Raw genomic sequence first — 25,398 nt, 5'->3', positions numbered from 1 at the left:
GACGTCAAGCATAGGCTTGAAGGGCCCTCACGCCTAGGGGCGCGCCCGACTTCAGGCGACGAATGGCCTGGATCGAGGCGCGAGCGCCCGAGACGGTGGTGTAATAGGGGATGTTCTGGGTCAGCGCCGTCCGCCGGATCGAATAGCTGTCGCGATAGGATTGCGCCCCCTCGGTGGTGTTGAAGACGAGCTGGACCTCGCCGTTTTTCATGGCGTCGACGATGTGGGGCCGGCCTTCGGCGACCTTGTTCACCCGCTGCACCGTAATGCCCTGCTGGGCCAGGTAATCGGCGGTGCCGCCGGTCGCCATGATCTTGAAGCCTTCGGCGATCAGATCGCGGGCGACCGGAACCAGCGCCGGCTTGTCGAGGTCCTTCACCGAGATGAAGACGCTGCCTGCGGTGGGCAGATTGATGCCAGAGGCTACCTGACTCTTGGCGAACGCCGCGGCGAAATCCTGATCAAGGCCCATCACTTCGCCGGTCGAGCGCATTTCCGGGCCGAGCACCGGATCGACGCCCGGAAAGCGCGCGAACGGGAACACGGCTTCCTTCACCGCGACGTGGTCCTTCGACGGCCGGTCGAGCTTCAGCTCGCTGAGCTTCATGCCCGCCATCACCTTGGCCGCCGCCGCCGCGATTGGGCGGTTGATGGCTTTCGCCACGAACGGCGCCGTGCGCGAGGCGCGCGGATTGGCTTCAAGGATGAAAATCTCGCCCTCTTTCACGGCGAACTGGATGTTGATCAGGCCGCGCACGTCGAGCGCCAAAGCGAGCTTCTTGGTTTGCTCTTCGATCTCGGCGACGATCTGCTTGTCGAGCGAGTAGGGCGGCAGGGCGCACGCGCTGTCGCCCGAATGGACGCCGGCCTCCTCGATATGCTCCATCACGCCGGCGACGAAGACTTGCTCGCCGTCGCAGATGGCGTCGACATCCACTTCGATCGCGTCGCGCAGATAGCGGTCCACCAGGAGCGGGCGCTTGTCCGAGACGACCAATTCGCTGGGGCCGCCGAGCGCGCGCGAGATTTGTGCGACGTAATCGTTCAGTTCTTCTTCGGTGTGGACAATGCGCATGGCGAGGCCGCCCAGAACGTAGCTGGGGCGCAGCATCACCGGATAGCCGATCTTGCCGGCCGCGTTGCGTGCGGCGTCGAGTGAGCCGGCGGTGGTGTTGTCCGGCTGTTTCAGGCCGATTTTGCGCAAGAGCGCCTGGAAGCGGTCGCGATCTTCGGCGAGATCGATGGCGTCGACGCTGGTGCCGAGGATCGGCGCGCCTTCGTCCGCCAGCGGTTGCGCCAGCTTCAGCGGCGTCTGGCCGCCGAATTGGACGATCAGACCTTCGACCGCGCCGCGCGATTTTTCGGTCTCGACGATTTCGAGCACGTCTTCCGTCGTCAGCGGCTCGAAATAGAGCCGGTCCGACGTGTCGTAATCGGTCGACACCGTTTCCGGGTTGCAATTGACCATGATCGACTCGACGCCGATCTCCGCGCACGCGAAGGCCGCGTGGCAGCAGCAATAGTCAAACTCGATGCCCTGGCCGATGCGGTTCGGGCCGCCGCCCAGAATGATGATCTTCTTGCGGTCTGACGGATCGGATTCGCACTCCGGTTCGCTCTGTGCGTAGGCCGGAAACTCGTAAGTCGAATACATGTACGGCGTCGTCGCGCGGAATTCGGCGGCGCAGCTGTCGATGCGTTTGTATTGGGGCCTGACGCCGAGTTTGCGGCGCGCCGCGCGGACGTCGCGTTCGCGCTGGCCGGTGAGCTTGGCGAGGCGCGCGTCAGAGAAGCCTTGCGCCTTGAGCGCGCGAAACGCCGCGGCGTCTTTTGGCAAGCCGTTGGCGCGGACATCGGCTTCCGTCGCGACGATTTCAGCGATTTGGCGCACGAACCACGGATCGAAGTGCGAGGCGGCGCAGATTTCTTCGACGCTGAGGCCGCGGCGCAAAGCTTCGGCGACCACGAGCAGGCGATCGGCCTTCGGCGTGACCAGCCGTGCGCGCACGGCCGCGCGGCCCTGGTCCTCGTCGGCTGCGCCTTCGATGGCGATTTCGTCGAGGCCGACTAGGCCCGTATCGAGCGAGCGCAGCGCCTTCTGCAGCGATTCCTGGAACGTCCGGCCGATCGCCATCGCTTCGCCGACGCTCTTCATGCTGGTCGTCAGCGTCGTGTCGCTGCCGGCGAAGCGCTCGAACGCGAAGCGCGGGATTTTGGTGACGACATAATCGATCGTCGGCTCGAAACTCGCCGGCATCGCCCCGCCGGTGATGTCGTTGGCGATCTCGTCGAGCGTGTAGCCGATCGCGCACTTGGCCGCGACCTTGGCGATCGGAAAGCCCGTCGCTTTCGACGCCAGCGCCGAGCTCCGCGACACGCGCGGGTTCATCTCGATCACGACCATGCGGCCGGTCTGTGGGTTCACCGCGAACTGCACGTTTGAGCCGCCGGTTTCGACGCCGATCTCGCGCAGCACGGCGATGCTCGCGTTGCGCATGATCTGGTATTCGCGGTCGGTCAGCGTCAACGCCGGCGCCACGGTGATGGAATCGCCCGTGTGCACGCCCATCGGATCGATGTTCTCGATCGAGCAGATGATAATGCAGTTGTCCGCGCGATCGCGGACGACTTCCATCTCGTACTCTTTCCAGCCGATGATCGACTCTTCGACTAGCACTTCGGTGATCGGCGAGGCGGCTAGGCCACGCTCGATGATCTCTTTGAACTCCTCGAGATTGTAAGCGACGCCGCCGCCAAGGCCGCCGAGCGTCAGCGACGGGCGAATGATTGAGGGGAGTTGCACGTACTCGAGCGCGGCGAGCGCCTCTTCCATCGTGTTGCACAGCCGCGAGCGCGGGCTTTCGAGCCCGATCTTGTCCATCGCGTCGCGGAATTTCTGCCGGTGCTCGGCCTTCTCGATCACGTCGGCGTTGGCGCCGATCATCTCGACGTCGTGCTTCTTCAGCACGCCCGTGCGTTCCAGAGTGAGCGCGCAATTCAGCGCTGTTTGGCCGCCCATCGTCGGCAGGATCGCATCGGGCTTTTCCGCCTCGATGATCTTCTCGACCATCTCCGGCGTGATCGGCTCGATATAGGTAGCATCCGCCAGGCCCGGATCGGTCATGATCGTGGCCGGGTTCGAGTTCACCAGAATGACGCGATAGCCCTCAGCCTTCAGCGCCTTGACCGCCTGCACGCCGGAATAATCGAACTCGCACGCCTGGCCGATAATGATCGGCCCGGCCCCAATGATCAGGATCGAGTTGATGTCGGTGCGTTTCGGCATGCGTCTCCGCCCGCTTTCAGCGGCTCAGAATCGATCCAAGAGGGGATCGCGCGTGCTTACTGGAAGGGGCGCGGGCGGACAAGCCCGCCCCGCCGCCCGCGGATCACGGCATCAGGTCGCAGCCTGCGCGGCCGGCGCTCTCGCGTTGCGCTGCATCAGGAAGACGGCGCCGACGCCAATCGCCAGCGCCAGAAAGCCGCCGATACCGACAATGCCGTTCCACGGGAAGATCGGCTCACTCACCATCCCGAGCGTGAGGCCGCCGACCGCGTTGAAGGCGCCGTGGAAGATGCCCGCGGCCCACACGGAACCGGCGCGGTCGCGCACCAGCGTCAGGATCGGCGACAGCAGCATGCAGAAGAGCGTGAAGAGCCCGATGCCGAGCGCGGCGTTGTCGGGATAGTTCAGCCCGTAGAAGAAGATCGCCGGCGCGTGCCACAGTCCCCAGACGAACCCCGTGCCGAGCGAGGCCCGCCAGAAGCCGAACGGCCGCCATAGATCGTGCAGGTAGCCGCGCCAGCCGAGCTCCTCGGTGAAGGTGAGGATCGGCGCATTGATGAGGGCGCCGAGCGTGATCGCCAGGATGACGATGAAGGCGGAGCTCGTGAGCCAGGGCGGCATTTGCGAAAAATCCTGCCCTTGCGCCTCGGCCGCCTGCCGGCTCGCTTCGCCAATGTCGACAAAGGTGCGGTCGGACAGCACGAGGGTGAGGACGACTGAGCCCGCCGCGAGCGCGATCGGAATCGCCCAGGCCAGCAGCCACCAGATGTTCGGCCTGAAGCGCAGTCCGAGCGCATCGACGCGGCGGCCCTTTTCGAACGCGAAAGCGCAGATCAGCGCCGAGATCGCCGGCCCCGTCATCATCGCGCTCAGCAGGAGGATCGGCCCAGCCAAGCCGAGCGACTCCTTCAGGCCCGCATAATGGCCGCCGATCGTGATCGCCCAGCTGATGGCGAACGCGACCGCCAGGAAGATCGCGGACTTCTTCGTCGTCGACATCACTCACCCCCGTCTTGGTCGGCCCGCTTCGGCTCGATCTTCACGCCGCGCGCCTTCAGCGCTTCGCGCAGCAGAAACTCGATTTCTGCGTTCACGCTGCGCAATTCCGCATTCGCCAATCGAGCGATGGCGTCGTGGAGCGCTGGGTCGAGACGCAGCGCGAAGGCTTTGCGTTCGGATGCCACAGTCCTACTGGTAGAGAGAGCCCGCGTTCACCACCGGCTGGGCGTCGCGATCGCCGCAGAGCACGACCAGAAGGTTCGACACCATGGTCGCCCGCCGTTCGTCGTCTAGAACGACGATCTCGCGTTCGCTGAGCTGTTCCAGCGCATGCTGCACCATCTCCACCGCGCCTTGGACGATGTAGCGGCGGGCGGCGAGCACGGCTTCCGCCTGCTGGCGGCGCAACATGGCGCTGGCGATTTCCGGCGCGTAGGCGAGGTGGGAAAGCTTGCTCTCGTCCACGACCACGCCGGCGACGGAGACGCGCTCCTGCAATTTCTCGCGCAGCAGGGCCGAGACCTGGTCGGCGTCGCCGCGAAGCGTCGGCTCGTCATGTTCGGCCTGATCGTAGGAGAAGTGCGAGGCGATCTCGCGCACGGCGGTTTCGATCTGGATATCGACGAAGGTCTGGTACTCATCGACGTCGAACAAGGCCTGCGCCGTATCGGTCACCCGCCACACCACGACGGCGGCGATCTCGATCGGGTTGCCGCGCTTGTCATTCACCTTGAGCTTCTCGCCGGTGACGTTGCGCACCCGCAGGCTGATCTTCTTGCGGCCGTACCAGGGGATGATCCAGCGCAGGCCCGGCGTGCGGTCGGTGCCCTTGTAATTGCCGAAGAGGGTGATGGCGGCCGCCTCGTTCGGCTGCAGCGTATAGAAGCCGGCGAGGGCGAAGGCGGCGAGCGTCAGGCCGAGCGCATAGGCGATGATGCTGTAGCCCGGGTCGGCGCCGGCCTCCGCCGCCCCGATCGAGGCGATCAGGCCCCAGATGAACCAGCCGTGCAGAACGAGCAGGATCACCAGAATGAGCCCGCCGTTCGAAGTCGTGGCCCGTCGTTCCTGCGTGTGATTGAGCGCTTGAGCGGTCATGACATACCTTCCCGGTGCCATCAAAGTGATATCATCATAATAGCGCAAAAGCGCTTACCGCAAGCGAAATCGGAGCCGTTCACCTCGTTTCCAAAGAAGGTCTTAACGGCGATCGCCGCAAAACAGCGACGCTAAGTCTCAGTTTTTGGGCGTGAAAATGCTTAACCGCCAGTCACCCTGCCGCGCCTTCGCGCGAGGTCGTTCAGGCAACGTCGCCATGATGTGGGCGCTGATGGGCGCCGTGCTCGTGGGCCTGGTCGGACTCACTGTCGATTTCACGCGCGCCCAGGCGTTGCGCGCGCAGATGCAGAACGCCGTTGATGGGGCGGCGCTCGCCGCCGCGCGCGGCGACGCCCAGACGGAAGCGCAGCGCCACGATGCAGCGCGCGCTTTTTTTGACGCCGAAATGGGGGCGCATGCGCAGAACGCGACCCTGACGATCCGAGATCTTGGCGACAATGAAGTCGAGGTCACGGCGACTATGCCGATGCCGATGAGCCTCGCGCGCATCGTCAACAACGAGAACTGGACGCTCAACGTCGTCTCCGAAGCCGAGCGCAGCGGCAACAATCTCGAAATCGCTCTGGTGCTGGACGTGACCGGCTCCATGTCCGGCACGCGTATTTCGGACCTTCGCACCGCGGCGACCAATCTGGTGAACACCGTCGTCCGCGACGAGCAGACACCGTACTACTCCAAGGTCGCCCTCGTTCCCTATTCGATGGGCGTCAACGCGGGAACGTACGCCGACGCCGCGCGCGGCGCGATTGTCGGCGCCCATGACATAGAGAACGCCGCCTGGAACGACGGCGTCACGCGCAACATTTCCGCCATCACGCGCGCCAACCCCGCGGTCGTGACGTCGAACGGGCACGGACTGTCGAACGGCGACACGGTGTACTTCTGGAACGTCAGCGGCATGACGGAGGTGAACAACCGCATCTTCACGGTCTCCAACGTGACCGCGAACAACTTTCGTCTGGCCGGCGTCAACAGCAGCGGTTACAGCGAATACTCATCGGGCGGCCGTTTCCGCCGCTGTTTCAACGCAACCTGCTCCGTCGTCGTCACCACCGAGAACGACCACAATTTTGGCGTCAATGCCCGCGTCTATTTCCGCAATGTCGGCGGCATGACGCAGCTGAACAGCAACATCTACACGATCACCGCCGTCACCGGCGACACGTTCACCCTGCAGGGTACGCACACGAACTACAGCGCCTTTAGTTCGGGTGGGGATGCGTACTGCGTCGTCTCCGGCTGCGAATACAATGCGTTCAACAACGCTTACAACGGTGCGCAACGGATCTTCCGCGTCAGCACTTGCGTGAGCGAGCGGCTCGGCGCGGAGGCCTACACCGATGCGGCGCCAGCCGCCGCGCCGGTTGGGACCAACTACCCCAGCAGCGCCAATCCTTGCCCAAGCGCCACGATCACGCCGCTGACGACGGACCGCACTCTGCTAAATTCGCGCATTTCTTCGTTCCAGGCAGCAGGCTCGACTGCAGGCCACATTGGCCTCGCCTGGGGCTGGTACATGATCTCGCCGCGATGGGCCTCGCTCTTCCCGGCGGGATCGCAGGGCGCCGCCTACACAGCGCCGGAGACCTTGAAGATCGTCGTGCTGATGACAGACGGCGCCTTCAACACCGGCTATTGCAATGGCGTCATCAGCCGCGACTCCAACAATGGCGCAGGCTCGGCGTCCGAACGCATCAATTGCGACGCGACCAACGGCGATCCTTTCGATCAGGCCGAGGAGCTCTGCGAAGAAATGAAGGACGCCGGCGTCATTATCTACACAGTCGGTTTCGAGATCGGCAGCGACCAGAATGTCGTCGACCTGATGCAGGAATGCGCAACCAGCTCGGAGCACGCCTATATCAGTAACGACGGTAACGAACTGATCGCCGCTTTCGACGCCATCGCCGCTTCGATCTCGCAGCTGCGCATCACACGATAGCAACAATTGCTTCACCATACGCCGGCGTAAGGGTGTTAATAACTTTGCGTTAGGGTGCTCATTCGGGAGAATGGGCATGGGCTCGGGCAAGCTGCGCCGGCGTCGATCTGCAAAGCAGATGCTGACTGACCGCACCGGCAACGTCGCGATGATGTGGGCGTTGATGGGGGCGGTGCTGGTGGGCCTCATCGGCATCACCGTGGATTTCACGCGCGCCCAGGCGATCCGATCGCAGATGCAGAACGCGATCGACGGCGCGGCGCTGGTGGCGGAGCGCAGCTCCAATCTGACCATGGCCCAGCGCACCGCGGCCGCGCGCGCCTTCTTCGACGGCGAGATGGGCGATTTGGCCCAGAACGTACACTTTGATGTCGTCGAACTGGAAGAGGGCGGCCACCGTGTCACCGCCCGCATGCCGATGCCGCTTTCTCTGGCGCGCATCATCAACAATCAGGACTGGACTCTGGCCGCCTCCGCCGAGGCGCAAGCCAACGCGAGCCCGCCGATCGAAGTCGCGCTGGTGCTCGACAACACCGGCTCGATGGCGAACGACATGCAGGCGCTGCGCGACGCCGCCTCCGATCTCGCCGACGATCTGCTGCGGCTCGACGGCGACACCGTGCGCGTCGCGCTGGTGCCGTTCGTGGCGCAGGTCAATATCGGCAATCAGCAGAGTCATCGGGCTTGGATGGACGAGGCCGGCACGGCGCCTCTCAACGGTGAAATCCTCGAAGACCGCATGATCGGCTTCCGTGACCGCAACACCACCGGCAACGAGACCTCGAACCACCTGTTCACGGGATCGAACTGCGAAGCGCTTTCCAACCTGCCGTATTTCGACAATCCGAACACCGGCGGGAGTGAAGCGTATACGGGCCCGTACCGCGTCACCTGGAGCCGCGACGGCAGCCGCTGTTATGCATTCACGCCCAGTGACGGCGTCAATCACTTCACGCTGTTCGATCTCATCTCGAACGTCGACTGGAAAGGCTGCGTCGAAGCGCGCCCCGAGCCCTACGATATCTCCGACGCCGCTCCGAACCCGGCGACCCCCGCGACCATGTTCGTGCCGTACTTCTGGATGGACACTGGCGGCACGGCGGGGCAGGGCAGCTCCAACAACACCACGCAACCCAACTATCGGAACAACAACCAATCCTATCTGAGCGACACACCGGGTGATCTGCGCTCAGCGACGAGGGCCATCGTCCAAAACGCAAATGGGGCGCCGCCGTCCACGCAAACGGTCATCGTCACGATGTCGTCGAACGACGGCACGTCGCATCAGGCCCGACGCGAAGCTCGCTTTTTCAACGTGTTCAAGTATCGCGGCGGCAGCGCCTCGGTCGACGACAGCGCGCCCGATACGCGCGGACCGAACCGCGGCTGCCCGACGCCGATCGTGCCGTTGACCTCGAACGACGCGACGATCCAGTCGAATATCGCGGCGATGCAGCATTGGATGGGCGGCGGCACCAATCAGGCGGAAGGTTTGGCCTGGGGCTGGCGCGTGCTGTCGCCGACAGCGCCATTCACCGAAGGCGCGCCGTACGGCCCGGACGTGCGCAAAGTGATCGTGCTGATGTCCGACGGCGAGAACACCAATGTCGGCACGGACGCGGTGATGGAAGGCGACTACTCGGCCTACAATTACATGGGCTTTTGGCGCAACCACGCCAGCGGCAATCTGATCACACAATTGCTGTTCGGCGTGCTGCATGGCGTGCTGCCCTCGCAGTTCCGCCGCAACATCAATTCCTCGAACAGCTACGTCACCTACGTGAACAACCGCCAGGCGCAGCTGTGCACCAACATCAAGAACGCCGGCATCGAGATTTACACGGTCATCTTCCGCGAGACCGACTCTGCAACCGTGAACATGATGCGAGCGTGCGCCACCAGTCAGGAGCACTTCTTCCGCGCCGACAGCGCTGCTGAACTCTCCGAGGCGTTCAGCACCATCGGCACCGGAATTGGCTCGCTGCGCCTGACGCGCTGATCGCTTGACCCGGACTTATTGCGGCGCCTGGAAGCTGACGGCGATGCGCGTGCGCGCGCCGACCGCGCTCTGGCCATTCGATAGCGTCGGGCTCGCGCGGTAGGAGCTGGAGGCGCTCAGCGCGGCGCGGCCGAAGCCTTCGCCCGCGGGCGATTCCGAAGCGATGCTGCAGGTCACTTCGAGCGAGGGCTGCACCACGCAATCCATCGTCACCCGGCCGCCCACGCCTTGGCGGAGCGCACGCTGCGGGTAGAGGTCGGAAATGCGGCGCGCGGATGGGCGCTGCGCCCATCGCACCGTGCCCGGCGGCGCAGCGGCGCGCGATTCAGTCGGCCGTACGGGCGTCGACGCCACTTGTGTCGGCCCGCTTTGCGGCGGCGCCGTCGGCGGCGACAGCGGCACAACGGTGCTTGAGCCGCCGGATGAACCCGGTTGCGTCGAGCTGGCGCCCGGCGTCAGCGAAATCGGGCCGCTGCGCGGGCTGGAGATTGTCGTCGTCGAAGCCGGCGTCTGAGGCTGAGTGCGCTCGACTTCCCGTTCGCGCGTCGGCGCTGGCGCGGGCGGATCGACGCGCGTTGCAACCTGGATCGGCTGCGGCGGCGGCTCGTCGAGCGCATCGGCGCCGGTGGGTTCGAGCGGCACTTCGCTCGGCACGTCGAGCGGCGCCGAGCCGCCGAGATCTTGTGTCTGTTCTTGCGGCGCATTGGCTTGGTCGCCCAGACCGCCGCCGAAATAGAGCCCGCCGGCGAGCGCCGCCCCGCCTAGCAGCGCGATGAGGATGAAGGCGCGCAGCGCCCCCCCTTCGCGCGGCGGATCGCGCAGATCGGCGCGATCGTACGTGCGGTCTGGCGGCGGCATGCGCCGCGGCGGCGGCGCTTCGGCGCGGCGCGGCGGCGGCAAGGCTTCGGCCCGCCGCGGCGGCGGTTCAGGACGGCGCGGCGGCGGCGCGGCTTCGCGGCGCGGCGCTTCGGCCCGCGGCTCGGGGCGCGGCGTAGGCGCTGGGCGGGGCGTTGGCGCTGGGCGCTGCGCGGGCTCGGCCGTGAGCTGCTTGAGGCGGAGCTCGGCCACTTCTGCGAACGCGCCCTGCGCGCCGTAGCGCGCGAGATAGTCCATGAAGTCCGTCGGATTGCGGCTGTCGCGGATGGCGCGCCAGTGCTCGGCCTCGGTGCCGAGCGGATCGGGCGCGGGCTCGGGCGCAGGCGGCGGGGCCCGGAACGCCGGCTGCGGCGCAGGCGCCGGCGCGGGGGCCGGACGCGCCGCCGCGCGCTGCACAGGCTCGGCCGGCTCGTAAACGTCCTGCGCTGGCGCGCCGACGCGGGCCGAATTCACCATCCGGTCGACCGCAAAGAACAGCGGATCGAGCGAGGGATCGTTGGGATCGCCATCCCAATGGGAGAGATCGAACGCCGGTGAATTGCCGATGCTCGACGGCGGCGGCGGCTCAATCAGGCTCGCGACGATGGCCTTGTTCGCGTTGATGACGCGCTGGGCCGCATCGAGAAAGGGGCGCGAACGGATCGAGGCTTGCGACCACACCACGACGCCGGCGCCGCTCGATCGCAGCGCCGCGTCATTGGAGGGCGCGCCGCCGATCGAAAAACCGGCCGCTTCGAACATTTCTGCGAGGGCCTTCGCTTGAGGCTCGTCCTCGCGGACACAAACGATGAGTACGTCCGCCATGACGTCTCCTGCGCCCCCGGCTCTTAGGTCCCGAATTGGCGCATAGCATGGAACATGGCGCCGCGGTACGGGGATCGCCTAGAAATGGGGTGAATTCGCGTCAAACCACCGGTTCGAACCGACCGGTAGCTGCATCCAGCAGTTCGAGGCTGCCGTCGGCTACCCCATAGCGGGCGCCGACAAGCTTAAGGCCGCGCTCCCGCACGGCTTTGGCCACGAACGGGAAAGTCTCGAGGTTCTCCAGCGTGACCCGGATGGACTCGTATTCGAGCGCGGTGTGCGGATGTTCACAGCTCGGTTCGATCCGGGATTTGGCCAAGTCGAGGAGGCCGATCCAGGTGTCCAGGAACGACGCCGGATCGCGCGGCCGATCCTGTAGCGCGGCGGCGACGCCGCCGCATTGCGCGTGACCAAGCACCAATATGGTTTCCACCTTGAGCTGCAGCACTGCGAACTCGATCGCTGCGCTGACGCCGTGGCGCCCCGGCGTGTCCTCGAACGGCGGCGCGAGATTGGCGACGTTGCGCACGACGAAGAGCTCGCCCGGCCCGGCGTTGAAAATCGTGGCCGGATCGACCCGGCTGTCGGCGCAGGCGATCACCAGCGTCTTGGGCGATTGGCCGCGCTCCGCGAGCTCCCGATGCAGGCTCTGCAGTTCCGGCCAGCGCGTCCTGCGGTAGACCCGATATCCTTCGATCAGCTGCTGCATGGCGCCGTTGAAGCGAAGCTGCGTCGCGAGGGCAAGGGCCTGTCGGGCTTGAGCTGCGGCGCCGGGTGGGACAAAACAGCACGATGCGTGGAACAATTCTCGGCGTGCACGATGGCCGCGGCGTCCTGCTCGCGGTCGACGACCGGCGGCTCGACTTTCCACTGAGCGAATGGCGCTCGACAGGAACGCCGGTGGCCGGCCAGGTCGTCGACTTCATGGAAGAGGGCGGCCAGGCGCGCGGCGTGTTCGCTGTGCCGGGCGGCGCCGCGAGCGTCAGCCAATCGCATTCTTCGTCCTTCGTGCTGAGCGCGGTGGCGCTGGGCTGTCTTGCGCTCGGCTTCATCATTCCGCTCGTGCCGACAATCGCTGCGTTCGTGCTGGGCGTGATCGGCGCCAATCAAGCGCGGGCGCAGGGCGATGAAACGGCGCTGACGATGGCGCGTGTCGCCTGGATCGGCGCCCTGGTGCTGTTGGTGATCGGGGCGCTGGCGATTCTGGCCGTGATTGCCTTCGTCGGCACGATAGGTCTGGCGTCGATGTTTCAACTCGGGCCGGGCGATTTCTAGAATTCCATGGTCTGCTCGTCGGCCGCAGCGAAAGTGCGGATGGCTTGCTCATGTGCGAGATAGAGATCCGGCCAATCCGCTTCGAGCAGCGCGAGCAGTGCATATAGATCGAACGGGCCGAGCGAGGCCTTGTAGTCGCCGTAGCGCGCCTGCAGCGAACGCCATGCTTCTTCGCCGTCTGCTTTCACGACCGCCCAATATTCGCCGTCGCGGATGACGAGATGCAGGTTCTTCGCGTCAGGCGCAGGATCGCTGCGCCAGGGCGGATAGCGGCGATTGTCGCCGGCATTGTAGAGGCAGATTGCGTTGCCGGCTGGGTCGCGCAGCCATGCCTCGTACCAGAGCCAGCTTTGCATCGCCGGCGCGCGTTCGATGACGACGCCGGCCTGTCTGAGGCGCCGCACTTCGAAGTCGACGTCATTGCACTCGAAATAGAGTTGCGGCGCATTCTCGCGCGGGATCGGGCCGTCGGCCGCATGCAAGGAAAACGTCGCTTCGCCGCGCGGCAGCTCGAAGCGTGCGTAGTGGGGACTTTTCACGATCAGCCGCAGGCCCAGCAGCTGGTAGAACGCGATCGATCGGTCGAGGTCGGTCGCGGCCGCGGTGATCTGGTTGAGGCGCATCGGGATTTGCTTAGCACAAGGTCCGAAACCGGCCAGCGCTGCGGCGCCGAAACAGGCAGTATCGGCCTCAGGAGAGTTGCCATGGGATTTCGCATCGTTGGACTTGAAGCGGCGCTGTTCGCGGACCTGCATGCTCTGACCGACGAGGCGCTGGAAGCGAAAGGCGCCCGGCGCATCCGCGTCGAAAGCGAACACGCCGCGCCTTGCCGGATTGCGCTCGACGACGCCGCGGTTGGCGAAACCGTGATCCTGCTCAATCACACGCATCAGCCTGCCGACACGCCGTACCGTCAGCAGGGGCCGATCTTCGTGCGCGAGACGACGAAGCGCGCCAATTATCTGAACGCAATTGCGCCCGCCTTGGCGCGGCGTACGTTGTCGCTGCGCGGTTTCGGTGCGCAGCATATGATGATCGAAGCGGATTTGGCGGACGGCAAGGACGCGGCGGCATTGATCGAGCGCTTTTTCTCCAATCCGGACGTGGCCTACATTCACGCGCATTACGCCCGGCGCGGCTGCTTTGCGGCGGCGATCGAGCGCGCCTAGTGCGGCATGAGCGCCGCCGCGAGCGCCTGGATGGCGCGCGAGGCGTTCTTGTGCGGCGCCGAGCTTTCCAGCGCCTTGGAGGTGACGAAGGCGCCTTCCATCGCCGCCAGCATGGCCGAAGCGAACACGGTGGCGTCGGCTTCGCTCATGCCGCGCGCCTGCGCGGCGTTGCGCATCTCCGCTTCCCATGACGAAAAGGCGGTGCGGACGGCGGCGGCGAGCTTGGGATTGTCGTTGCCGAAACCGGTGGCGATCGCCGCCATCGGGCAAGACGCCTTGTACTGGCGCTCCTTGCATTCCTTCGCCGTTGTCTTGAACACGCGCTCGATGAAGGTGTCGATGTCGACGCCGCTTTCGTGAAGTTCGCGAAAACGGGCCGCGACGACGGCGCCGACGCGGGCGACCACTTCGGCGCCGATCTGCTCCTTGCCGCCAGGGAAGTGGAAATAGAGCGAGCCGCGCGGTGCGCCGGATTTGGAAAGCAGCTCGGCGACGCCGACGCCCTCGTAGCCGCGCTCTCGGAACAGCTCGACGGCGGCCGACAGCATGTCCTCGCGCGCGGATGAAACTCTAGCCATGGACACGAAGATATCACTTGTATGACGACCGGTCTAGTGATATGGAAAATATAGACCGGTCGTCATAGTTGGCCGGTCGCCTCATCTCCCCGGAGGGTACAATGAAGAATTTTCTTATGTCCGCCATGGCTTTGGCCGCTTTCGCGATCCCCGGCGTCGCCGCCGCGGATGACGTGAGCGACCGCACCGAGGCGATCCGCCTCTGCCGCGCCGAAGTCTCTTCGCAAGCCGGCCTCGACATCGCCGACGTGCGCCTCGACCAGGTTCGCGTCCGCGGCACTTCGATCCGCGTCGAACTCGATGTCTGGCGCGACGGCGACCTGCAGAACGTCCGCTGCGACGTCGCCCGCAATCGCGGTGAAGTGACGATCGCCTCGATCAGCCCGGCCATCCAGACCGCTTCGGCGCAACCCGCCGCCGCAACCGAGTAAACTCCTCCCTCGAGTTTGCCCAACGTGTTTTTGCCTCCCGCGAAACACGTTCTCCCTGGCGCTCCCGCTTCGCGGCGGGAGCGCTTTTCTGTGCGCGCTGGCGAAAGCGATTGCGCCTCATCCGCGCGGCGACGTAAGCGGCGCGGATGAGTGAAATCGCGCCCTTGTTCGTCACCAAGCTCTACCGGGCGGCGGTGGAGGGGGTGGACAATCGCGCGCTGCTCGCCTCGTGCCGCGCCATCGCGGCGGAGGACGAAGCGGGACAGGCGTGGAGCAAGGAAAAAGGCTATCGCGGCTACACCTCCTATGCCTCGTTGAACGATCTGGCCAAGCGCGATCCGAACATACACGCACTCAAGGGGGTGTTGGATAAGCACGCGACGAAATTCGCGCGCGTGCTCCATCTCGAGCTTGGCGGGCGGCGGCTGAAACTGGATTCGATCTGGATCAACGTGCTCGAGCCGGGCGGGGCGCACACGGGACATATTCATCCGCATTCGGTGCTGAGCGGGACGTACTACGTCGAGACGCCGCCGGGCGCCTCGGCGCTGAAGCTGGAAGACCCGCGCCTGCCGCTGATGATGGCGGCGCCGCCGCGGCGCGAGGATGCGCCGGAGAGCGAGCGCAGCTTCGTCTACGTTCAGCCGAAGGCCGGCGACGTGCTGATGTGGGAGAGCTTCGTCCGCCACGAAGTGCCGCCCAATAACGCCAAGAAGGCGCGCGTCAGCATCAGTTTCAATTATAGCTGGTAACCGGCGGGCGGCCGCGCCTAGCGCCGGAACAGCCAGAACAAAGCTGACAGCAGCACGCTCAGCAGCAAGCTGGTGACGATCGGGAAATAGAAGCTGAAGCCCTCGCGGCGGACGACGATGTCGCCAGGCAGGCGCCCGAGGCCGAGCTTCGACAGCCAAGGCCAGGCGAGGCCGGCGAGCAGAATGACGATCCCGAGAACGATCAGGAAGCGGGACATGGACGGGCGCTCTCTCCAATCCTCGCGAGGCTAACACATTCGCAGCCGCCGAAGTTCGCGCATGGCGCGAGCAGCGGACATGCGGCCGTGGGCGCCCGCTTGCCAAGCGCGCCGTGCTGGCGGAAGGCTCGGCGCTGCGGAGGGGAAGATGCGGTTCGCGCGCGGTTTGGCTTGTCTGGTGCTGGCGCTGGGGCTCGCCGCCTGCGCCGTCAGCGAGGCGCATCAGCAGCGCCGCCGCGAGGCGACGGCGCGCCGCATCGTCGACGACGCCATCGCCTTCAACGAGGCCTATCGCGGGACCATCACCGCGCAGGTGCTTTTGAACGTCATGCGCGCGGCCGACCGCCAGCCGCGCCAATACACTTCGATGAGCGGCTTCACCCAGACCGGCGGCTCTAGCGGCGCCTCGATCACCGTTGGCGGCGTCGCGCTCGATCAGATCGGCGAGAGCTGGGGCGAAGGCGAGTTCGGCTTCGAGCGCTCGCGACCGCAGGCGCCGGATTTTTCGGTCGCGCCGTTCGCGACGCAGGAGTTCGCCAATCTCGTGCTGCGGCCGACCGATCCGTTGGTGTTCCGGTATTATTGGGACTCCGGCTGGAATCCGGATCTGCTGCTGATGCTGCTGGTCGATCGCGTGCGCATCATGCCCGCGGACGGCGGCGCGGCGCGCGATCTGCGCAACACGCCGGGCACGATCTCCGAGGATTGCAGCGGCGGGCGCGACGAAGGCGGTTGCGCCTTCGTGCTGGCGATGCGCCAGCTGGCGCTCGAGCTTTCGCGCGCCGAACGCATCGCCGCGCCGACGCCGGCGGACGGACGCTGCGGGGCGTTCGCGGTTTATGTCGCGCCGGGTTCGGAGCCGGCGCAGCAGACGCGCGCGGCGCCGCCGAGAGAGGCCGATCCCTCCTGTCCGGTCGAGATCGTCGTCGGCGATCAGCGCTACCTGATGGCGCTGCGGTCGCTCGACGATGTGATCTATTATGTCGGGCACTTGATGCGTCCCGATCCGCATGCGCGGGGCGCGGGGCAAGGCGAGCGCGCGGCGCGTCTCGGCGTCACCGCGCCCGGCATGCCGCTCTGGGCCGACGAACGTGCGCCGCTTTTCCGTATCGTCGAAGCGAATGACGAAACCGAGCGCAGCTATGCGGCGACGGTGACGTATGCGGGACGGCGCTATTCGGCCGGCGCGCCGAACGACCGGTTTTGCTACGTCGAAGGCGATCTCGAAGCGTGCCGCACCGGCGCTTACGGCGACATGTCCGGCACCGTGCTCGAACTGCTGGTCGGCATGCTTGCTTTCAATCAATCGAGCGAAGCGGTCGCGCCGCCGCAGAATTCGGTGCTCGAGATCCGCTGAGGCGCTGGAACGCGAACCCGGAGCGCGCGGCGCGCGTTGACGCTCATGAGTTCCCGCGGAGATCGGTCTCCGCGCCAGAAATGAGCCCAGGACGTCGAACATGAAGTTCCACCTTGCTTTGGCCGCGCTGGCTGCGAGCGCGCTCGCGGCCTGCAGCGACGACCAGACCGACGCCGATCCCGCCGATGTGCCGGACGCGATCACCGAAACCGGCGACACGCCGCTGCCGCAGAGCGATCTCGGCAACACCTATCCGAGCCAGATCGGCGAGCAGACGACGACATCGCCGGGCGCCGAAGGCGGACGCGGCTCGGCGACGACCGGCGAAACCCCGCCCGGACAAGGCGGCGACCCGCAGCAACAGCAGCAGACGACGCCATGAGCGCGCGCTGCGCGCGCTTGAGGCAGTAGGCAGTGGGCAGCAGGCAATAGGCGCGTTGGTGCGCCGGCGGACACCGGTGCTCAAAATTTCTACTGCCTACTGCCCACTGCCTACTGCCCCTAATGAGAGGCGGGGCGCGTCGGACGCGCTGGGGTAGTGCCTAGTGTGCGATGCTCGATCGCTCGAACAACGCTGCGCGTCGAACGCGCCCCGGATCGGCCGTTTGTCCCGGATTGGCGACCAGGAGTTTGTGGCTCACCAACGCACAGAGCACGCAGGGGCCTTGGCTCCTTATGGCCATGAGCCGGTTCAGCGCGTCAGAGTTTTCCGAAAAAACTCTGGACCCTGCGGTTTCACGCCCCGCAGGCAATGCAGACCTCGTTCGCTTCGTCCTACGAACCCGAAGATGCGTCGTACCTTCTGTGAAGGCCCTCTCGACATCCCGCGTCCGCGGACTTCCTCAACGATGGGCGTTCGAGTTGCCTCAGACTTCCATCGAAGCGACGCCTGCCGCGCCGGTCGATGCGCTCACATTTCAAAGCTTCGGAGCTCTTCGAAATCCTCTCGTGTGAGAGCGCATGCATTATACGCCAGGTCTGGAGGGGGCGGATAAGTTTCTTTGCTTTGTGTTTGCGGCCAAAGACTTAGCGGTCGAAAAGTGTCGGATAGATTGCGCAAGAGGGTTCGACTCTTGCGTCTACGTCTTCCTTCTCCGGCCGCTTTTGGGCGCAGCGCGCTTTTGCGCGCTGGTTTCGGGTGCGCGGATGGCGCCGGCAGCCGCAGCGGCGAGCAGTCTGCGGAAGGTGGGGCATTCGAAGTGGCTGGGCGCGCGGCAGACGGCGGCGTGGCGGAGGCCGTTTCGCATTGCCCGGAGGCGAACAATGGTGCGGTCGAGTTCGTCCGCCTTCGCCGAGAGCGCCTGCCGATTGATCTGAGGCCGGCCCTCGGGCGCAAACAGGGCCGCGATCTCCTCCAACGAAAAGCCGGCGGCCCGCGCCAGCGCGATCAGCGCCAAGCGTTCGAACACGGCGGCGTCGAACTGGCGCCGAAGGCCCTTTCGCCCCACTGACGCGATGAGGCCCTTCTCCTCATAGAAGCGCAGCGTGGATGCGGGCACGCCAGTGCGCTGGGCGACCTCGGCGATATCCGGAAAATTCATCTGGACCTCAAGTGAACTTGAAGTCGTAGCATCCGGACATGGCTTTGCAAGAGATGGAGGCGCTTTATGTTGAACGCGATCGTGATCGGCGCCGGCGCTACGGCGTTCATGGATCTCGCGTCGGTGGTGCGGGCCCGGCTCGGCGCGCCGTCTCCTGACTATGGCCTGGTCGGCCGCTGGCTGGCGCACGCCGCGCGCGGACGCAAGTCGCATGAGGCGATTGCGCAGGCTGCGCCGGTCGCAGGCGAGGCGCTGATCGGCTGGGGTGCGCATTATCTCATCGGCGTCGGCTACGCTGCGCTGCTGCTGCTGGCGTTTCCCGGCTGGGCGGATCAGCCGCGCTTCATGCCGGCGATGCTGATCGGCGTCGGTACGGTGCTTGCGCCGTTTCTCATCATGCAGCCCGGCATGGGCGCGGGGTTCTTCGCCTCGCGCACGCCCGATCCAAGCGTCGCGCGCCAGCGCAGCCTGATCACGCACGCGCTGTTCGGCCTCGGGCTCTATTGCGCCGGCCTGGCGCGCCTTCTCGTCTTTCAATGAGCAATGCAGTTTCACAACAAGGAGTAGATGTATGTCTCAAACTCATTCGGGCTCGCGCCGTTTGCCGGCGCGCTACGCGGGAATCGTCATGCCGGTGGCGCTCTCGATTGTCATGTCGATGATCGTCTCGGCCGTGGCGACGGTGAAGAATTTGGGGCCGAGCGCGGAGTTCTTTTCCGCTTGGCCGACAGCGTGGCTAGCCTCGTGGCTGATCGCGCTGCCGACGCTGTTTCTGGTGCTGCCGCTGGTGCGGCGGTTCGTGGCGCTGGTGGTGGAGCCGGCGGGGCGGTGAGGCGCTTCGATGCGCCGCGCTGCGTCAGCGCGGCGCATCGGGCCAATCGACGAGGCCGCTGCACCAGGCGTTGGTGTCGTGGCGGCCGGTTTTGGGCCACGTTACGTTGCGCGCGGCGGGATTGAACGCATAGCGAATGATGTAGCGATCGGTACGCGCGAACTCGGGTCGATGTTCGTCGAGCACCTCGATGATCTCGCCGCCGTGATAAGACGTCTGCGCCTTGGTCGGTTTGTGCAGGATGATCCAGGCGCCGGGCAGTTGCGCCGGATCGAAGGCGCCGCGCGCGTCCCAATAGCCGCTCAGCCAAACGCCGCTGCCTTTCGGCGGCTCTGGTTTGAGATTTTCCGCGATCTTCGACAGGAAGTGGATCGCTCTGCCCATGTTTGCCTCCCCCGAGGGAGGCGTAGCGTGGCACACGACGGGCGCTTCGTCCTTCCGGGGCTTCAGCGAAGCTGAGAACCCGGAAACCAGGGGCAGACGTCGCGCGCTACGATCCCCTGGATTCCGGATCGCGCGCAAAGCGCGCGTCCGGAATGACGGCTCTGACGATTTGTGTGCCGCAGCACGTTTCAAAGTTTTGGACGTCTCAGAAATTTCCCGTGTGCGGACGGAGGGATTATCGCTCGGGTCCGGAGGTGTGAGATAGATTTGTACGGACCGCGATTTTGAAGGCGGGTGAGCCGTCGAGTGTACGATAGGGGCCTTGATTTGACCCGTGGAAGCCGAAGTTTTGGGAGTCCGGGATGCCGGCGGGAGGATTGGCGATGGCGGGCGGCTCCGATAACAAGACCAGAGCTTTTTCAGACGTGGTCACCGTCGATGCGTGGCATCAACCATTCTCCGAAACAGGCGGAAGAGTGGACCTTCACGCCGACGTGGTGTTCGGGACGGCGCGGATCGGTGCTGAAAAGGAGTCGCCAGTTCGTTTTCGGTTGAGCTTGCGGCAGGCTGAGTTGATCGTTGTGGTGCCCGAACTTGAACCCATTTCTGTCGACGTCATGTCTGTTTCGCGAGATGCGCCTGACACGCAAGGGAGAGTCAGAAAGTCGTTTGCACAAGAAGCGCAAGGCCGGCTCGGCGGTGGGTTTGCGGTGACCGTTTCGCCAGCGGCGCCTTCGGCGAGCATGAGCGCCTCAGCTGAGGCGACGCAAGCTGTGAGACAAAAGTCTGACGTTGAGCTAACATCCGAGGTGACGGCCTTTGTCGTCACGCACTCTCAGACCTCCGAGGGCCATCATCGTTGGCGTCTTGAGCCGATCGCTAACAAACAGCTTGTGGGAAGACCGTGGAAAGCCGCTGAAGCACCGAGGCTGACGTTGGTGGACGAGCGCGATGGTAGTCACGAGATTGCTGGTGCGGTTCGCGTCGAGGTTCGCTGCCGACGAGAAGACCTACTAATCGAAGACCTTGCTCTCAAAGATCAGACGGTCTGGGATTCTCTTAAGGGGCAGAAGGGAGAGAAGAACCGAATGGCGGCGGCGATTTCGTATATCCGCGATCGCCTTGTTGAAACGGGTCTCGAATTTGACTCGATCGAGGATCCGTTTGGCGTCATCACGCTGTCTAGCGTCATTGCGCAAGAAACCAGATGACCCACTGGCTGGAAAAAGTGGTCCTTCTTCTTACGGCCGACACCACGGACGTACGCAAACTTGCTGAACTTGCAGGTGGCAACCCGAAAACCTTTTATCGCGGAATTCGTCGCGCGGACCTTGAGCTTGAAGGACAGAACGTCGACGGCATGGAGTTTGAAGATGAAATTGATGCGTCGCCGCGATTTACTGAGACAGATAGAGCCGCGTTCGCGCGTTATGTTTTTACAGCGTCGCCAAAAGAAGAACGGGTCGCATTTTTGCTGAGGGCGCTTCTTAGTTTTTCAACCGACACTGACGCGGTGCTCGCGAGCTATAGCACTGCAACGATGTTTGAAGAACGTGCTGCTGCTGCGTTCAGGACAGTGTTGCGCTCATCGAGTAAACGTCGAGCTGAGCAAACTGAGATGATCATCGCTCGTGTCGGTGACCCCTACGCTGAAGCCGTTCTGGCGCCTGCAACCGGCTCGTTGTTTACGCACTTGGTCGCGAGCTCACGAGGAAAATTCATGCTCGCCCTGGCGAAGCATGTTGGAAATGTGCCGTCATTTCGAAATCTGATCGAGACGAAGCTCGATCAGACCTACTCACATCATCTGCTGGACCATGAAGCGGCGATTCGGCAGGCCCTGGCCGCTCACTAATTATCCAAGAAGCTCCGCAGCTTCCGGCTTCGGCTCGGGTGCTTCAGTTTGCGCAAAGCCTTCGCTTCGATCTGTCTGATCCGCTCGCGCGTCACGCTGAATTGCTGACCGACTTCTTCCAGCGTGTGGTCGGTGTTCATGCCGATGCCGAAGCGCATGCGGAGCACGCGTTCTTCGCGGGGGGTGAGCGAGGCGAGGACGCGGGTGGTGGTTTCGCGGAGGTTGGACTGGATCGCGGCGTCCACGGGGAGGATCGCGTTTTTGTCTTCGATGAAATCGCCGAGGTGTGAATCTTCTTCGTCGCCGATCGGCGTTTCGAGCGAGATCGGCTCCTTGGCGATTTTCATCACCTTGCGGACTTTTTCGAGCGGGAGCCCCAGCTTTTCGGCGAGTTCTTCCGGCGTCGGTTCGCGGCCGATTTCGTGCAGCATCTGACGGGAGGTGCGCACGAGCTTGTTGATGGTCTCGATCATGTGCACCGGGATGCGGATGGTGCGCGCTTGGTCGGCGATCGAGCGGGTGATGGCTTGGCGAATCCACCACGTCGCGTAGGTCGAGAACTTGTAGCCGCGGCGGTACTCGAATTTATCGACGGCCTTCATCAGGCCGATATTGCCTTCCTGGATCAGATCCAGGAATTGCAGGCCGCGATTGGTGTATTTCTTGGCGATGGAGATGACGAGGCGGAGGTTCGCTTCGACCATTTCCTTCTTGGCCTGGCGCGCTTCGCGCTCGCCTTTTTGCACGGCGTGGACGATGCGGCGGTATTCGTCGATCGGCACGCCGGTCTCTTGCGCCAGCACGCCGATTTCGGAGCGCAGGTCGGCGATCTCGTCGGTCTCGGAGGCGACGAACTTGGCCCAGGCCTTCGACTTGGCGGCGACCTTCTCGGCCCATTTCGGATCGAGTTCGTGGCCCTGATAGGCTTCGAGGAATTGGCCGCGCGGCACGCCGTTGGATTCAGCGAGGCGCATCAGCTTGCCTTCAAGCTGAATGAGCTTGCGGTTGATGGCGTAGAGCTGCTCGACGAGGCTCTCGATCCGCGCATTGTTGAGCTTCAGCTTCTTCAGCTCTTCGATGATCGTGTTCTGCGCGCTGTCGTAGGTCTCGGCCTTGGCGCCGGGCAGGGACTTGCCCTGCAGGCGGAGCTCGATGCGCTTTTCCTGCAGCTTGCGGAATTGGCCGAACGCTTCGGCGATATTGTCGAGCGTCGACATGACGCCCTCTTTGAGCTCGGCTTCCATCGCCGACATCGAGATCGCCTGTTCGTCGTCGAACTCGGAATCGCTATCGGCTTCGGCGGCGGCTTCGCCCGGATCTTTTTCTTCGCCGTCTTCACCCAATTGCGGCTTGGCGCGCGCGGCGGCGGCTTCGGCCTTCTTGCGCTCGGCTTCGGCGATTTCGATTTTCGCGGCTTCGGGATCGACCAGGCCGTCGGCGTTCACGCCGGGCGCCGATTGCGGGACGATGCCCATCTCGGCCGAATAGGTGCCTTCCAGATCGATGATGTCGCGCAGCAGGATTTTCTGTTCGCGCAGTTCGTCGCGCCAGACCATGATGGCTTCGAAGGTGAGCGGGCTTTCGCAGAGGCCGCGGATCATGGCGTCGCGGCCGGCCTCGATGCGCTTGGCGATGGCGATTTCGCCTTCGCGGCTGAGCAATTCGACGCTGCCCATTTCGCGCAGATACATGCGCACCGGATCGTCGGTGCGGTCGGCGTCTTCGCGCGTGTTGGTGACGGGCGGCTTGCCGTCTTCGCGGGCGGCGACGGCCGTGCCCTTGGCGCCCTCTTCCTCGGCGGCTTCGCCTTCCTCTTCATTGTCGACGACATTGATGCCCATCTCGTTGAGCTGGGACATCACGTCTTCGATCTGCTCGGAGGAAAATTCTTCGCTGGGAAGGACCTTGTTGAGCTCTTCGTGCGTGACGAAGCCGCGCGTCTTGGCGGCCTTGATCATCTTCTTCACGGCGGCGTCGGAGAGGTCGAGGATCGGGCCGTCCGGCGCTTCCTTCTCTTCCGTCGCTGTTTCTTCGGTCTTGCTCATCGAAACTTGGCTCTTCCCAATGGAAATAGGCATCAAAAGTTAGGCGACTAGGCCGTCTGCATCGTCCGTGTCGGCGGTCATGTCCTTCGCGTCGCGGGCGCGCGCCTCGATGGCGCGGGCTTCGCGGGAGAGGGCCTGGAAGCGGACGAAGGCGGCGTCGTCGCCCTCGGCCGCGGCGTGCTTCAATTCCGCCAGTTCCTCCCTGATCGCCGGCAACACGACTTCGCGCGTGGCGAGCGCCAACCATTGGCCCTCGAGCTCACCATTGTCCGCCGCCGGTCGGGGCTTCGGCCAACGCGAAAGGCGCGCCGCCGCGCGTTCCTGACCCGATCGGGTCAAATGGAGGCTGAGGCGGTTCCGGTCAATGCCGGGCGCGGTGGTTTCGGCGCCGAATTCGGCGCCCGAGAGCTCCAGAATGGCGCTGCGAATGGCTTCGAGGTCCGGATCGGCGACGTGGAGGCGCTCGATCCAGTCGGAAAAACGGGCGAGCACGCCGGGGTAGTCGATTGCCGCGCGGATGAAGTTTTCGGCCCAGGGGCGGGGCCGGGGGGCGGCTTCGTGGGCCTTCAGCTCGGCGGTGGCGGGCGGGGGCGGGGCGTTGCGGCCGAAGCCGCCGCCTTGGCCGGGCAGGCGCGGCGTCCAGGGCTGGCGCGGCGGGCGAACCGCCTCGTTCGCGCGGCGCATCAGCTCGCTGAAATACGCGCGCTGGGTGTCCTTGTCGGCGATCTTGCCGACGGCTTCTTTCAGCGCGGCCTGGAAGGCGGCCTTGGCTTCGGGCGTGTCGAGCGGGCGGCGGTTCTTCTCGCGTTCGAACAGGGCGTCGGAGGCGGGCGAGGCGGCGGCGACGAGGGCGGCGAGCGCGTCGGCGCCGCCGGAGCGGAAAATGTCGTCGGGGTCCTGGCCGGCGGGGGCGTGGGCGATGCGGAGGGTGCGGCCGGGGGCGAGATGCGGCAGCGCGAGATCGAGCGCGCGCTCGGCGGCGCGCTGGCCGGCGCTGTCGCCGTCGAGGCACAGCACCGGTTCGCCGCCGGAGCGCCAGAGCAATTGCAGCTGATCTTCCGTCAGCGCGGTGCCGCAGGGGGCGACGGCGGCGATGCCGGCGCGCTCGAAGGCGATGACGTCGAGATAGCCTTCGCCGACGACGAGGCCCTCGGCTTTCGTCTTCGCCAGCAATTCGCGCGCCTGCTTGATGCGGTAGAGCACGCGGCTCTTCGAATAGAGCGCGGTTTCCGGCGAGTTGATGTATTTGGCCTTGGCGTCTTTGCTGAGCGCCCGGCCGCCGAAGCCGATCACTTTGCCGGCGGTGTCGGTAATTTCGAAGGTGATGCGGCCACGGAAGGTGTCGATCGCGCGTTTGCCGTCCTCGCCCTCGCGCGCCACGCCGGCGCCGACGATCTCTTCCAGCGTGAAGCCTTCGGCTTTGAGTTTGTCGAGGCCCCATGTCCACTCGTCCGGCGCGAAGCCGATCGAGAAGCGCTCCCAGTCTTCGGGGCTCAAGCCGCGGCCTTGCAGGTATTTGCGCGCATCGGCGCCGCCGGAGGAGCGGAGGGCGGCGGCGAACAGTTTCGCGGCGGCGGCGGCGACGGCGTAGAGGCGCTTGCGCTTATCGTTCTCGCCGCGGTCTTCGTAATCGTCCTTCGGCAACTGGACGCCGGCGATCTCGGCGAATTTTTCGACCGCTTCGGGGAAGCTCAAGCCTTCGAGCTTCATGGCCAGCGTGAAGACGTCGCCCTTCTCGCCGCAGCCGAAGCATTTGAAGAGGCCCTTCTGGTCCAGCACGTGGAAGGAGGGGCTCTTTTCCTGATGGAACGGACAGCAAGCCCAGAAGTCGCCCGCGGACGGGCGGCTCTTCTGCTTGTGCCAGGACAAGCGCTTGCCGGCATAATCCGCAATCGAAACCCGATCGCGCACCTGTCGGAGCAAGGTGTCGGAAAAACGC

25 protein-coding genes are annotated in these 25,398 nt (G+C 65.0%); 12 read left to right on the top strand and 13 right to left on the bottom strand.

All coding sequences use genetic code 11. From position 1 onward, the window contains the following. Positions 1 to 4: 4 nt before the first annotated feature. From carB to VEA80_RS11750, 4 genes are all read right to left on the bottom strand, one after another. Positions 5 to 3,286 (bottom strand): carbamoyl-phosphate synthase large subunit, encoded by a 3,282-nt coding sequence (gene carB / locus VEA80_RS11765; protein ID WP_325060938.1) that lies wholly within the window; start codon positions 3,284 to 3,286, stop codon positions 5 to 7. Between the two features lie 111 nt (positions 3,287 to 3,397). Beyond that, positions 3,398 to 4,285 (bottom strand): CPBP family intramembrane glutamic endopeptidase, encoded by an 888-nt coding sequence (locus tag VEA80_RS11760; RefSeq protein WP_325060937.1) that lies wholly within the window; start codon positions 4,283 to 4,285, stop codon positions 3,398 to 3,400. Continuing rightward, complete coding sequence (locus VEA80_RS11755; protein WP_325060936.1) at positions 4,285 to 4,470, bottom strand: Arc family DNA-binding protein; 186 nt, start codon at positions 4,468 to 4,470, stop codon at positions 4,285 to 4,287. The genes VEA80_RS11760 and VEA80_RS11755 overlap by 1 nt, the downstream gene beginning before the upstream one ends. A gap of 4 nt (positions 4,471 to 4,474) precedes the next feature. Continuing rightward, a complete protein-coding gene (locus VEA80_RS11750) occupies positions 4,475 to 5,380 on the bottom strand; it encodes an SPFH domain-containing protein (RefSeq protein WP_325060935.1) in 906 nt (301 codons plus the stop codon). Positions 5,381 to 5,537: 157 nt separating this feature from the next. On the opposite strand from VEA80_RS11750, the gene VEA80_RS11745 reads away from it, so the two are divergent. Together VEA80_RS11745 and VEA80_RS11740 are read left to right on the top strand one after the other, a co-directional pair. Next, positions 5,538 to 7,343, top strand: a complete 1,806-nt coding sequence (locus VEA80_RS11745; RefSeq protein ID WP_325060934.1) for a ubiquitin-activating E1 FCCH domain-containing protein — start codon at positions 5,538 to 5,540, stop codon at positions 7,341 to 7,343. 76 nt (positions 7,344 to 7,419) lie between these two features. After that, the gene (locus tag VEA80_RS11740) at positions 7,420 to 9,342 is read left to right on the top strand and encodes a pilus assembly protein (RefSeq protein WP_325060933.1); all 1,923 of its coding nucleotides are present in this window, start codon (positions 7,420 to 7,422) and stop codon (positions 9,340 to 9,342) included. Between the two features lie 15 nt (positions 9,343 to 9,357). Here VEA80_RS11740 and VEA80_RS11735 read toward each other — a convergent pair whose 3' ends face one another. Together VEA80_RS11735 and VEA80_RS11730 are read right to left on the bottom strand one after the other, a co-directional pair. Further along, entirely contained in the window at positions 9,358 to 11,022 is a 1,665-nt protein-coding gene (locus VEA80_RS11735; protein ID WP_325060932.1) for an energy transducer TonB, read from the bottom strand. A 100-nt stretch (positions 11,023 to 11,122) separates the two neighbouring features. After that, positions 11,123 to 11,731 carry a carbonic anhydrase gene (locus VEA80_RS11730; RefSeq protein ID WP_325060931.1) on the bottom strand — a complete coding sequence of 203 codons (609 nt, stop codon included), beginning with the start codon at positions 11,729 to 11,731 and terminating at the stop codon, positions 11,123 to 11,125. Positions 11,732 to 11,814: 83 nt separating this feature from the next. Here VEA80_RS11730 and VEA80_RS11725 point away from each other — a divergent pair, with 83 nt between their 5' ends. Continuing rightward, positions 11,815 to 12,297: a hypothetical protein gene (locus tag VEA80_RS11725; RefSeq protein WP_325060930.1), complete on the top strand. Its 483-nt coding sequence runs from the start codon at positions 11,815 to 11,817 to the stop codon at positions 12,295 to 12,297. Here VEA80_RS11725 and VEA80_RS11720 read toward each other — a convergent pair. After that, entirely contained in the window at positions 12,294 to 12,920 is a 627-nt protein-coding gene (locus tag VEA80_RS11720; RefSeq protein WP_325060929.1) for a VOC family protein, read from the bottom strand. The genes VEA80_RS11725 and VEA80_RS11720 overlap by 4 nt on opposite strands. A gap of 81 nt (positions 12,921 to 13,001) precedes the next feature. On the opposite strand from VEA80_RS11720, the gene VEA80_RS11715 reads away from it, so the two are divergent. Next, on the top strand, positions 13,002 to 13,466 hold the full coding sequence (locus VEA80_RS11715; RefSeq protein WP_325060928.1) for a DUF1203 domain-containing protein: 465 nt from the start codon (positions 13,002 to 13,004) through the stop codon (positions 13,464 to 13,466). On the opposite strand, the gene VEA80_RS11710 is transcribed toward VEA80_RS11715, so the two are convergent. Beyond that, complete coding sequence (locus VEA80_RS11710) at positions 13,463 to 14,044, bottom strand: TetR/AcrR family transcriptional regulator (RefSeq protein ID WP_325060927.1); 582 nt, start codon at positions 14,042 to 14,044, stop codon at positions 13,463 to 13,465. The two genes, VEA80_RS11715 and VEA80_RS11710, sit on opposite strands and share 4 nt — an antisense overlap. Positions 14,045 to 14,145: 101 nt before the next feature. Here VEA80_RS11710 and VEA80_RS11705 point away from each other — a divergent pair, with 101 nt between their 5' ends. Both VEA80_RS11705 and VEA80_RS11700 read left to right on the top strand, forming a co-directional pair. Continuing rightward, on the top strand, positions 14,146 to 14,475 hold the full coding sequence (locus tag VEA80_RS11705) for a hypothetical protein (RefSeq protein ID WP_325060926.1): 330 nt from the start codon (positions 14,146 to 14,148) through the stop codon (positions 14,473 to 14,475). A 146-nt stretch (positions 14,476 to 14,621) separates the two neighbouring features. Further along, complete coding sequence (locus VEA80_RS11700; RefSeq protein WP_325060925.1) at positions 14,622 to 15,227, top strand: TIGR02466 family protein; 606 nt, start codon at positions 14,622 to 14,624, stop codon at positions 15,225 to 15,227. Positions 15,228 to 15,244: 17 nt separating this feature from the next. Here the strand turns inward: VEA80_RS11700 and VEA80_RS11695 are convergent, their stop codons facing one another. Next, the gene (locus tag VEA80_RS11695) at positions 15,245 to 15,445 is read right to left on the bottom strand and encodes a DUF2905 domain-containing protein (RefSeq protein WP_325060924.1); all 201 of its coding nucleotides are present in this window, start codon (positions 15,443 to 15,445) and stop codon (positions 15,245 to 15,247) included. A 148-nt stretch (positions 15,446 to 15,593) separates the two neighbouring features. Between VEA80_RS11695 and VEA80_RS11690 the strand changes: the two genes are divergently transcribed. After that, positions 15,594 to 16,802, top strand: coding sequence for a hypothetical protein (locus VEA80_RS11690; protein WP_325060923.1), 1,209 nt, complete (start codon positions 15,594 to 15,596; stop codon positions 16,800 to 16,802). A gap of 100 nt (positions 16,803 to 16,902) precedes the next feature. After that, positions 16,903 to 17,184 (top strand): hypothetical protein, encoded by a 282-nt coding sequence (locus VEA80_RS11685; protein WP_325060922.1) that lies wholly within the window; start codon positions 16,903 to 16,905, stop codon positions 17,182 to 17,184. 697 nt (positions 17,185 to 17,881) lie between these two features. On the opposite strand, the gene VEA80_RS11680 is transcribed toward VEA80_RS11685, so the two are convergent. Further along, positions 17,882 to 18,343 carry a helix-turn-helix domain-containing protein gene (locus tag VEA80_RS11680; RefSeq protein WP_325060921.1) on the bottom strand — a complete coding sequence of 154 codons (462 nt, stop codon included), beginning with the start codon at positions 18,341 to 18,343 and terminating at the stop codon, positions 17,882 to 17,884. A gap of 66 nt (positions 18,344 to 18,409) precedes the next feature. On the opposite strand from VEA80_RS11680, the gene VEA80_RS11675 reads away from it, so the two are divergent. Together VEA80_RS11675 and VEA80_RS11670 are read left to right on the top strand one after the other, a co-directional pair. Beyond that, entirely contained in the window at positions 18,410 to 18,883 is a 474-nt protein-coding gene (locus VEA80_RS11675) for a DUF2938 domain-containing protein (protein WP_325060920.1), read from the top strand. A gap of 31 nt (positions 18,884 to 18,914) precedes the next feature. Then, on the top strand, positions 18,915 to 19,175 hold the full coding sequence (locus VEA80_RS11670; protein ID WP_325060919.1) for a DUF2798 domain-containing protein: 261 nt from the start codon (positions 18,915 to 18,917) through the stop codon (positions 19,173 to 19,175). A 24-nt stretch (positions 19,176 to 19,199) separates the two neighbouring features. On the opposite strand, the gene VEA80_RS11665 is transcribed toward VEA80_RS11670, so the two are convergent. Continuing rightward, positions 19,200 to 19,559, bottom strand: coding sequence for a hypothetical protein (locus VEA80_RS11665; protein ID WP_325060918.1), 360 nt, complete (start codon positions 19,557 to 19,559; stop codon positions 19,200 to 19,202). Positions 19,560 to 19,942: 383 nt separating this feature from the next. On the opposite strand from VEA80_RS11665, the gene VEA80_RS11660 reads away from it, so the two are divergent. Both VEA80_RS11660 and VEA80_RS11655 read left to right on the top strand, forming a co-directional pair. Next, positions 19,943 to 20,770 (top strand): hypothetical protein, encoded by an 828-nt coding sequence (locus VEA80_RS11660; RefSeq protein ID WP_325060917.1) that lies wholly within the window; start codon positions 19,943 to 19,945, stop codon positions 20,768 to 20,770. Beyond that, a complete protein-coding gene (locus tag VEA80_RS11655; RefSeq protein ID WP_325060916.1) occupies positions 20,767 to 21,414 on the top strand; it encodes a hypothetical protein in 648 nt (215 codons plus the stop codon). The genes VEA80_RS11660 and VEA80_RS11655 overlap by 4 nt, the downstream gene beginning before the upstream one ends. Here the strand turns inward: VEA80_RS11655 and rpoD are convergent. Next, positions 21,411 to 23,459, bottom strand: coding sequence for an RNA polymerase sigma factor RpoD (rpoD, locus tag VEA80_RS11650; RefSeq protein WP_325060915.1), 2,049 nt, complete (start codon positions 23,457 to 23,459; stop codon positions 21,411 to 21,413). The two genes, VEA80_RS11655 and rpoD, sit on opposite strands and share 4 nt — an antisense overlap. A gap of 39 nt (positions 23,460 to 23,498) precedes the next feature. Beyond that, positions 23,499 to 25,398: DNA primase (dnaG, locus tag VEA80_RS11645; RefSeq protein ID WP_325060914.1), on the bottom strand; the 1,900-nt coding region annotated here is incomplete at its 5' end.

This window comes from Vitreimonas sp. (assembly GCF_035627415.1).
Classification (GTDB): Bacteria; Pseudomonadota; Alphaproteobacteria; order Caulobacterales; family Aquidulcibacteraceae; genus Vitreimonas.
The sequence above is the reverse complement of the archived record's forward strand: the minus strand, read 5'-3'. Positions and strand labels throughout refer to the sequence as shown.

Bases quoted from the DNA above. Each gene is read 5' to 3' on its own strand.
- VEA80_RS11690 (WP_325060923.1), top strand. From the start codon at position 15,594: ATGCGGTTCGCGCGCGGTTTGGCTTGTCTGGTGCTGGCGCTGGGGCTC.
- VEA80_RS11685 (WP_325060922.1), top strand. From the start codon at position 16,903: ATGAAGTTCCACCTTGCTTTGGCCGCGCTGGCTGCGAGCGCGCTCGCG.
- VEA80_RS11735 (WP_325060932.1), bottom strand. From the start codon at position 11,022: ATGGCGGACGTACTCATCGTTTGTGTCCGCGAGGACGAGCCTCAAGCG.
- VEA80_RS11675 (WP_325060920.1), top strand. From the start codon at position 18,410: ATGTTGAACGCGATCGTGATCGGCGCCGGCGCTACGGCGTTCATGGAT.
- VEA80_RS11760 (WP_325060937.1), bottom strand. From the start codon at position 4,285: ATGTCGACGACGAAGAAGTCCGCGATCTTCCTGGCGGTCGCGTTCGCC.
- VEA80_RS11705 (WP_325060926.1), top strand. From the start codon at position 14,146: ATGAAGAATTTTCTTATGTCCGCCATGGCTTTGGCCGCTTTCGCGATC.
- VEA80_RS11750 (WP_325060935.1), bottom strand. From the start codon at position 5,380: ATGACCGCTCAAGCGCTCAATCACACGCAGGAACGACGGGCCACGACT.
- VEA80_RS11730 (WP_325060931.1), bottom strand. From the start codon at position 11,731: ATGCAGCAGCTGATCGAAGGATATCGGGTCTACCGCAGGACGCGCTGG.
- VEA80_RS11680 (WP_325060921.1), bottom strand. From the start codon at position 18,343: ATGAATTTTCCGGATATCGCCGAGGTCGCCCAGCGCACTGGCGTGCCC.
- VEA80_RS11660 (WP_325060917.1), top strand. From the start codon at position 19,943: ATGGCGGGCGGCTCCGATAACAAGACCAGAGCTTTTTCAGACGTGGTC.
- VEA80_RS11720 (WP_325060929.1), bottom strand. From the start codon at position 12,920: ATGCGCCTCAACCAGATCACCGCGGCCGCGACCGACCTCGACCGATCG.
- VEA80_RS11740 (WP_325060933.1), top strand. From the start codon at position 7,420: ATGGGCTCGGGCAAGCTGCGCCGGCGTCGATCTGCAAAGCAGATGCTG.
- VEA80_RS11670 (WP_325060919.1), top strand. From the start codon at position 18,915: ATGTCTCAAACTCATTCGGGCTCGCGCCGTTTGCCGGCGCGCTACGCG.
- VEA80_RS11665 (WP_325060918.1), bottom strand. From the start codon at position 19,559: ATGGGCAGAGCGATCCACTTCCTGTCGAAGATCGCGGAAAATCTCAAA.
- VEA80_RS11715 (WP_325060928.1), top strand. From the start codon at position 13,002: ATGGGATTTCGCATCGTTGGACTTGAAGCGGCGCTGTTCGCGGACCTG.
- VEA80_RS11695 (WP_325060924.1), bottom strand. From the start codon at position 15,445: ATGTCCCGCTTCCTGATCGTTCTCGGGATCGTCATTCTGCTCGCCGGC.
- VEA80_RS11745 (WP_325060934.1), top strand. From the start codon at position 5,538: ATGCTTAACCGCCAGTCACCCTGCCGCGCCTTCGCGCGAGGTCGTTCA.
- VEA80_RS11725 (WP_325060930.1), top strand. From the start codon at position 11,815: ATGCGTGGAACAATTCTCGGCGTGCACGATGGCCGCGGCGTCCTGCTC.
- VEA80_RS11700 (WP_325060925.1), top strand. From the start codon at position 14,622: ATGAGTGAAATCGCGCCCTTGTTCGTCACCAAGCTCTACCGGGCGGCG.
- VEA80_RS11710 (WP_325060927.1), bottom strand. From the start codon at position 14,044: ATGGCTAGAGTTTCATCCGCGCGCGAGGACATGCTGTCGGCCGCCGTC.
- carB (WP_325060938.1), bottom strand. From the start codon at position 3,286: ATGCCGAAACGCACCGACATCAACTCGATCCTGATCATTGGGGCCGGG.
- rpoD (WP_325060915.1), bottom strand. From the start codon at position 23,459: ATGAGCAAGACCGAAGAAACAGCGACGGAAGAGAAGGAAGCGCCGGAC.
- VEA80_RS11655 (WP_325060916.1), top strand. From the start codon at position 20,767: ATGACCCACTGGCTGGAAAAAGTGGTCCTTCTTCTTACGGCCGACACC.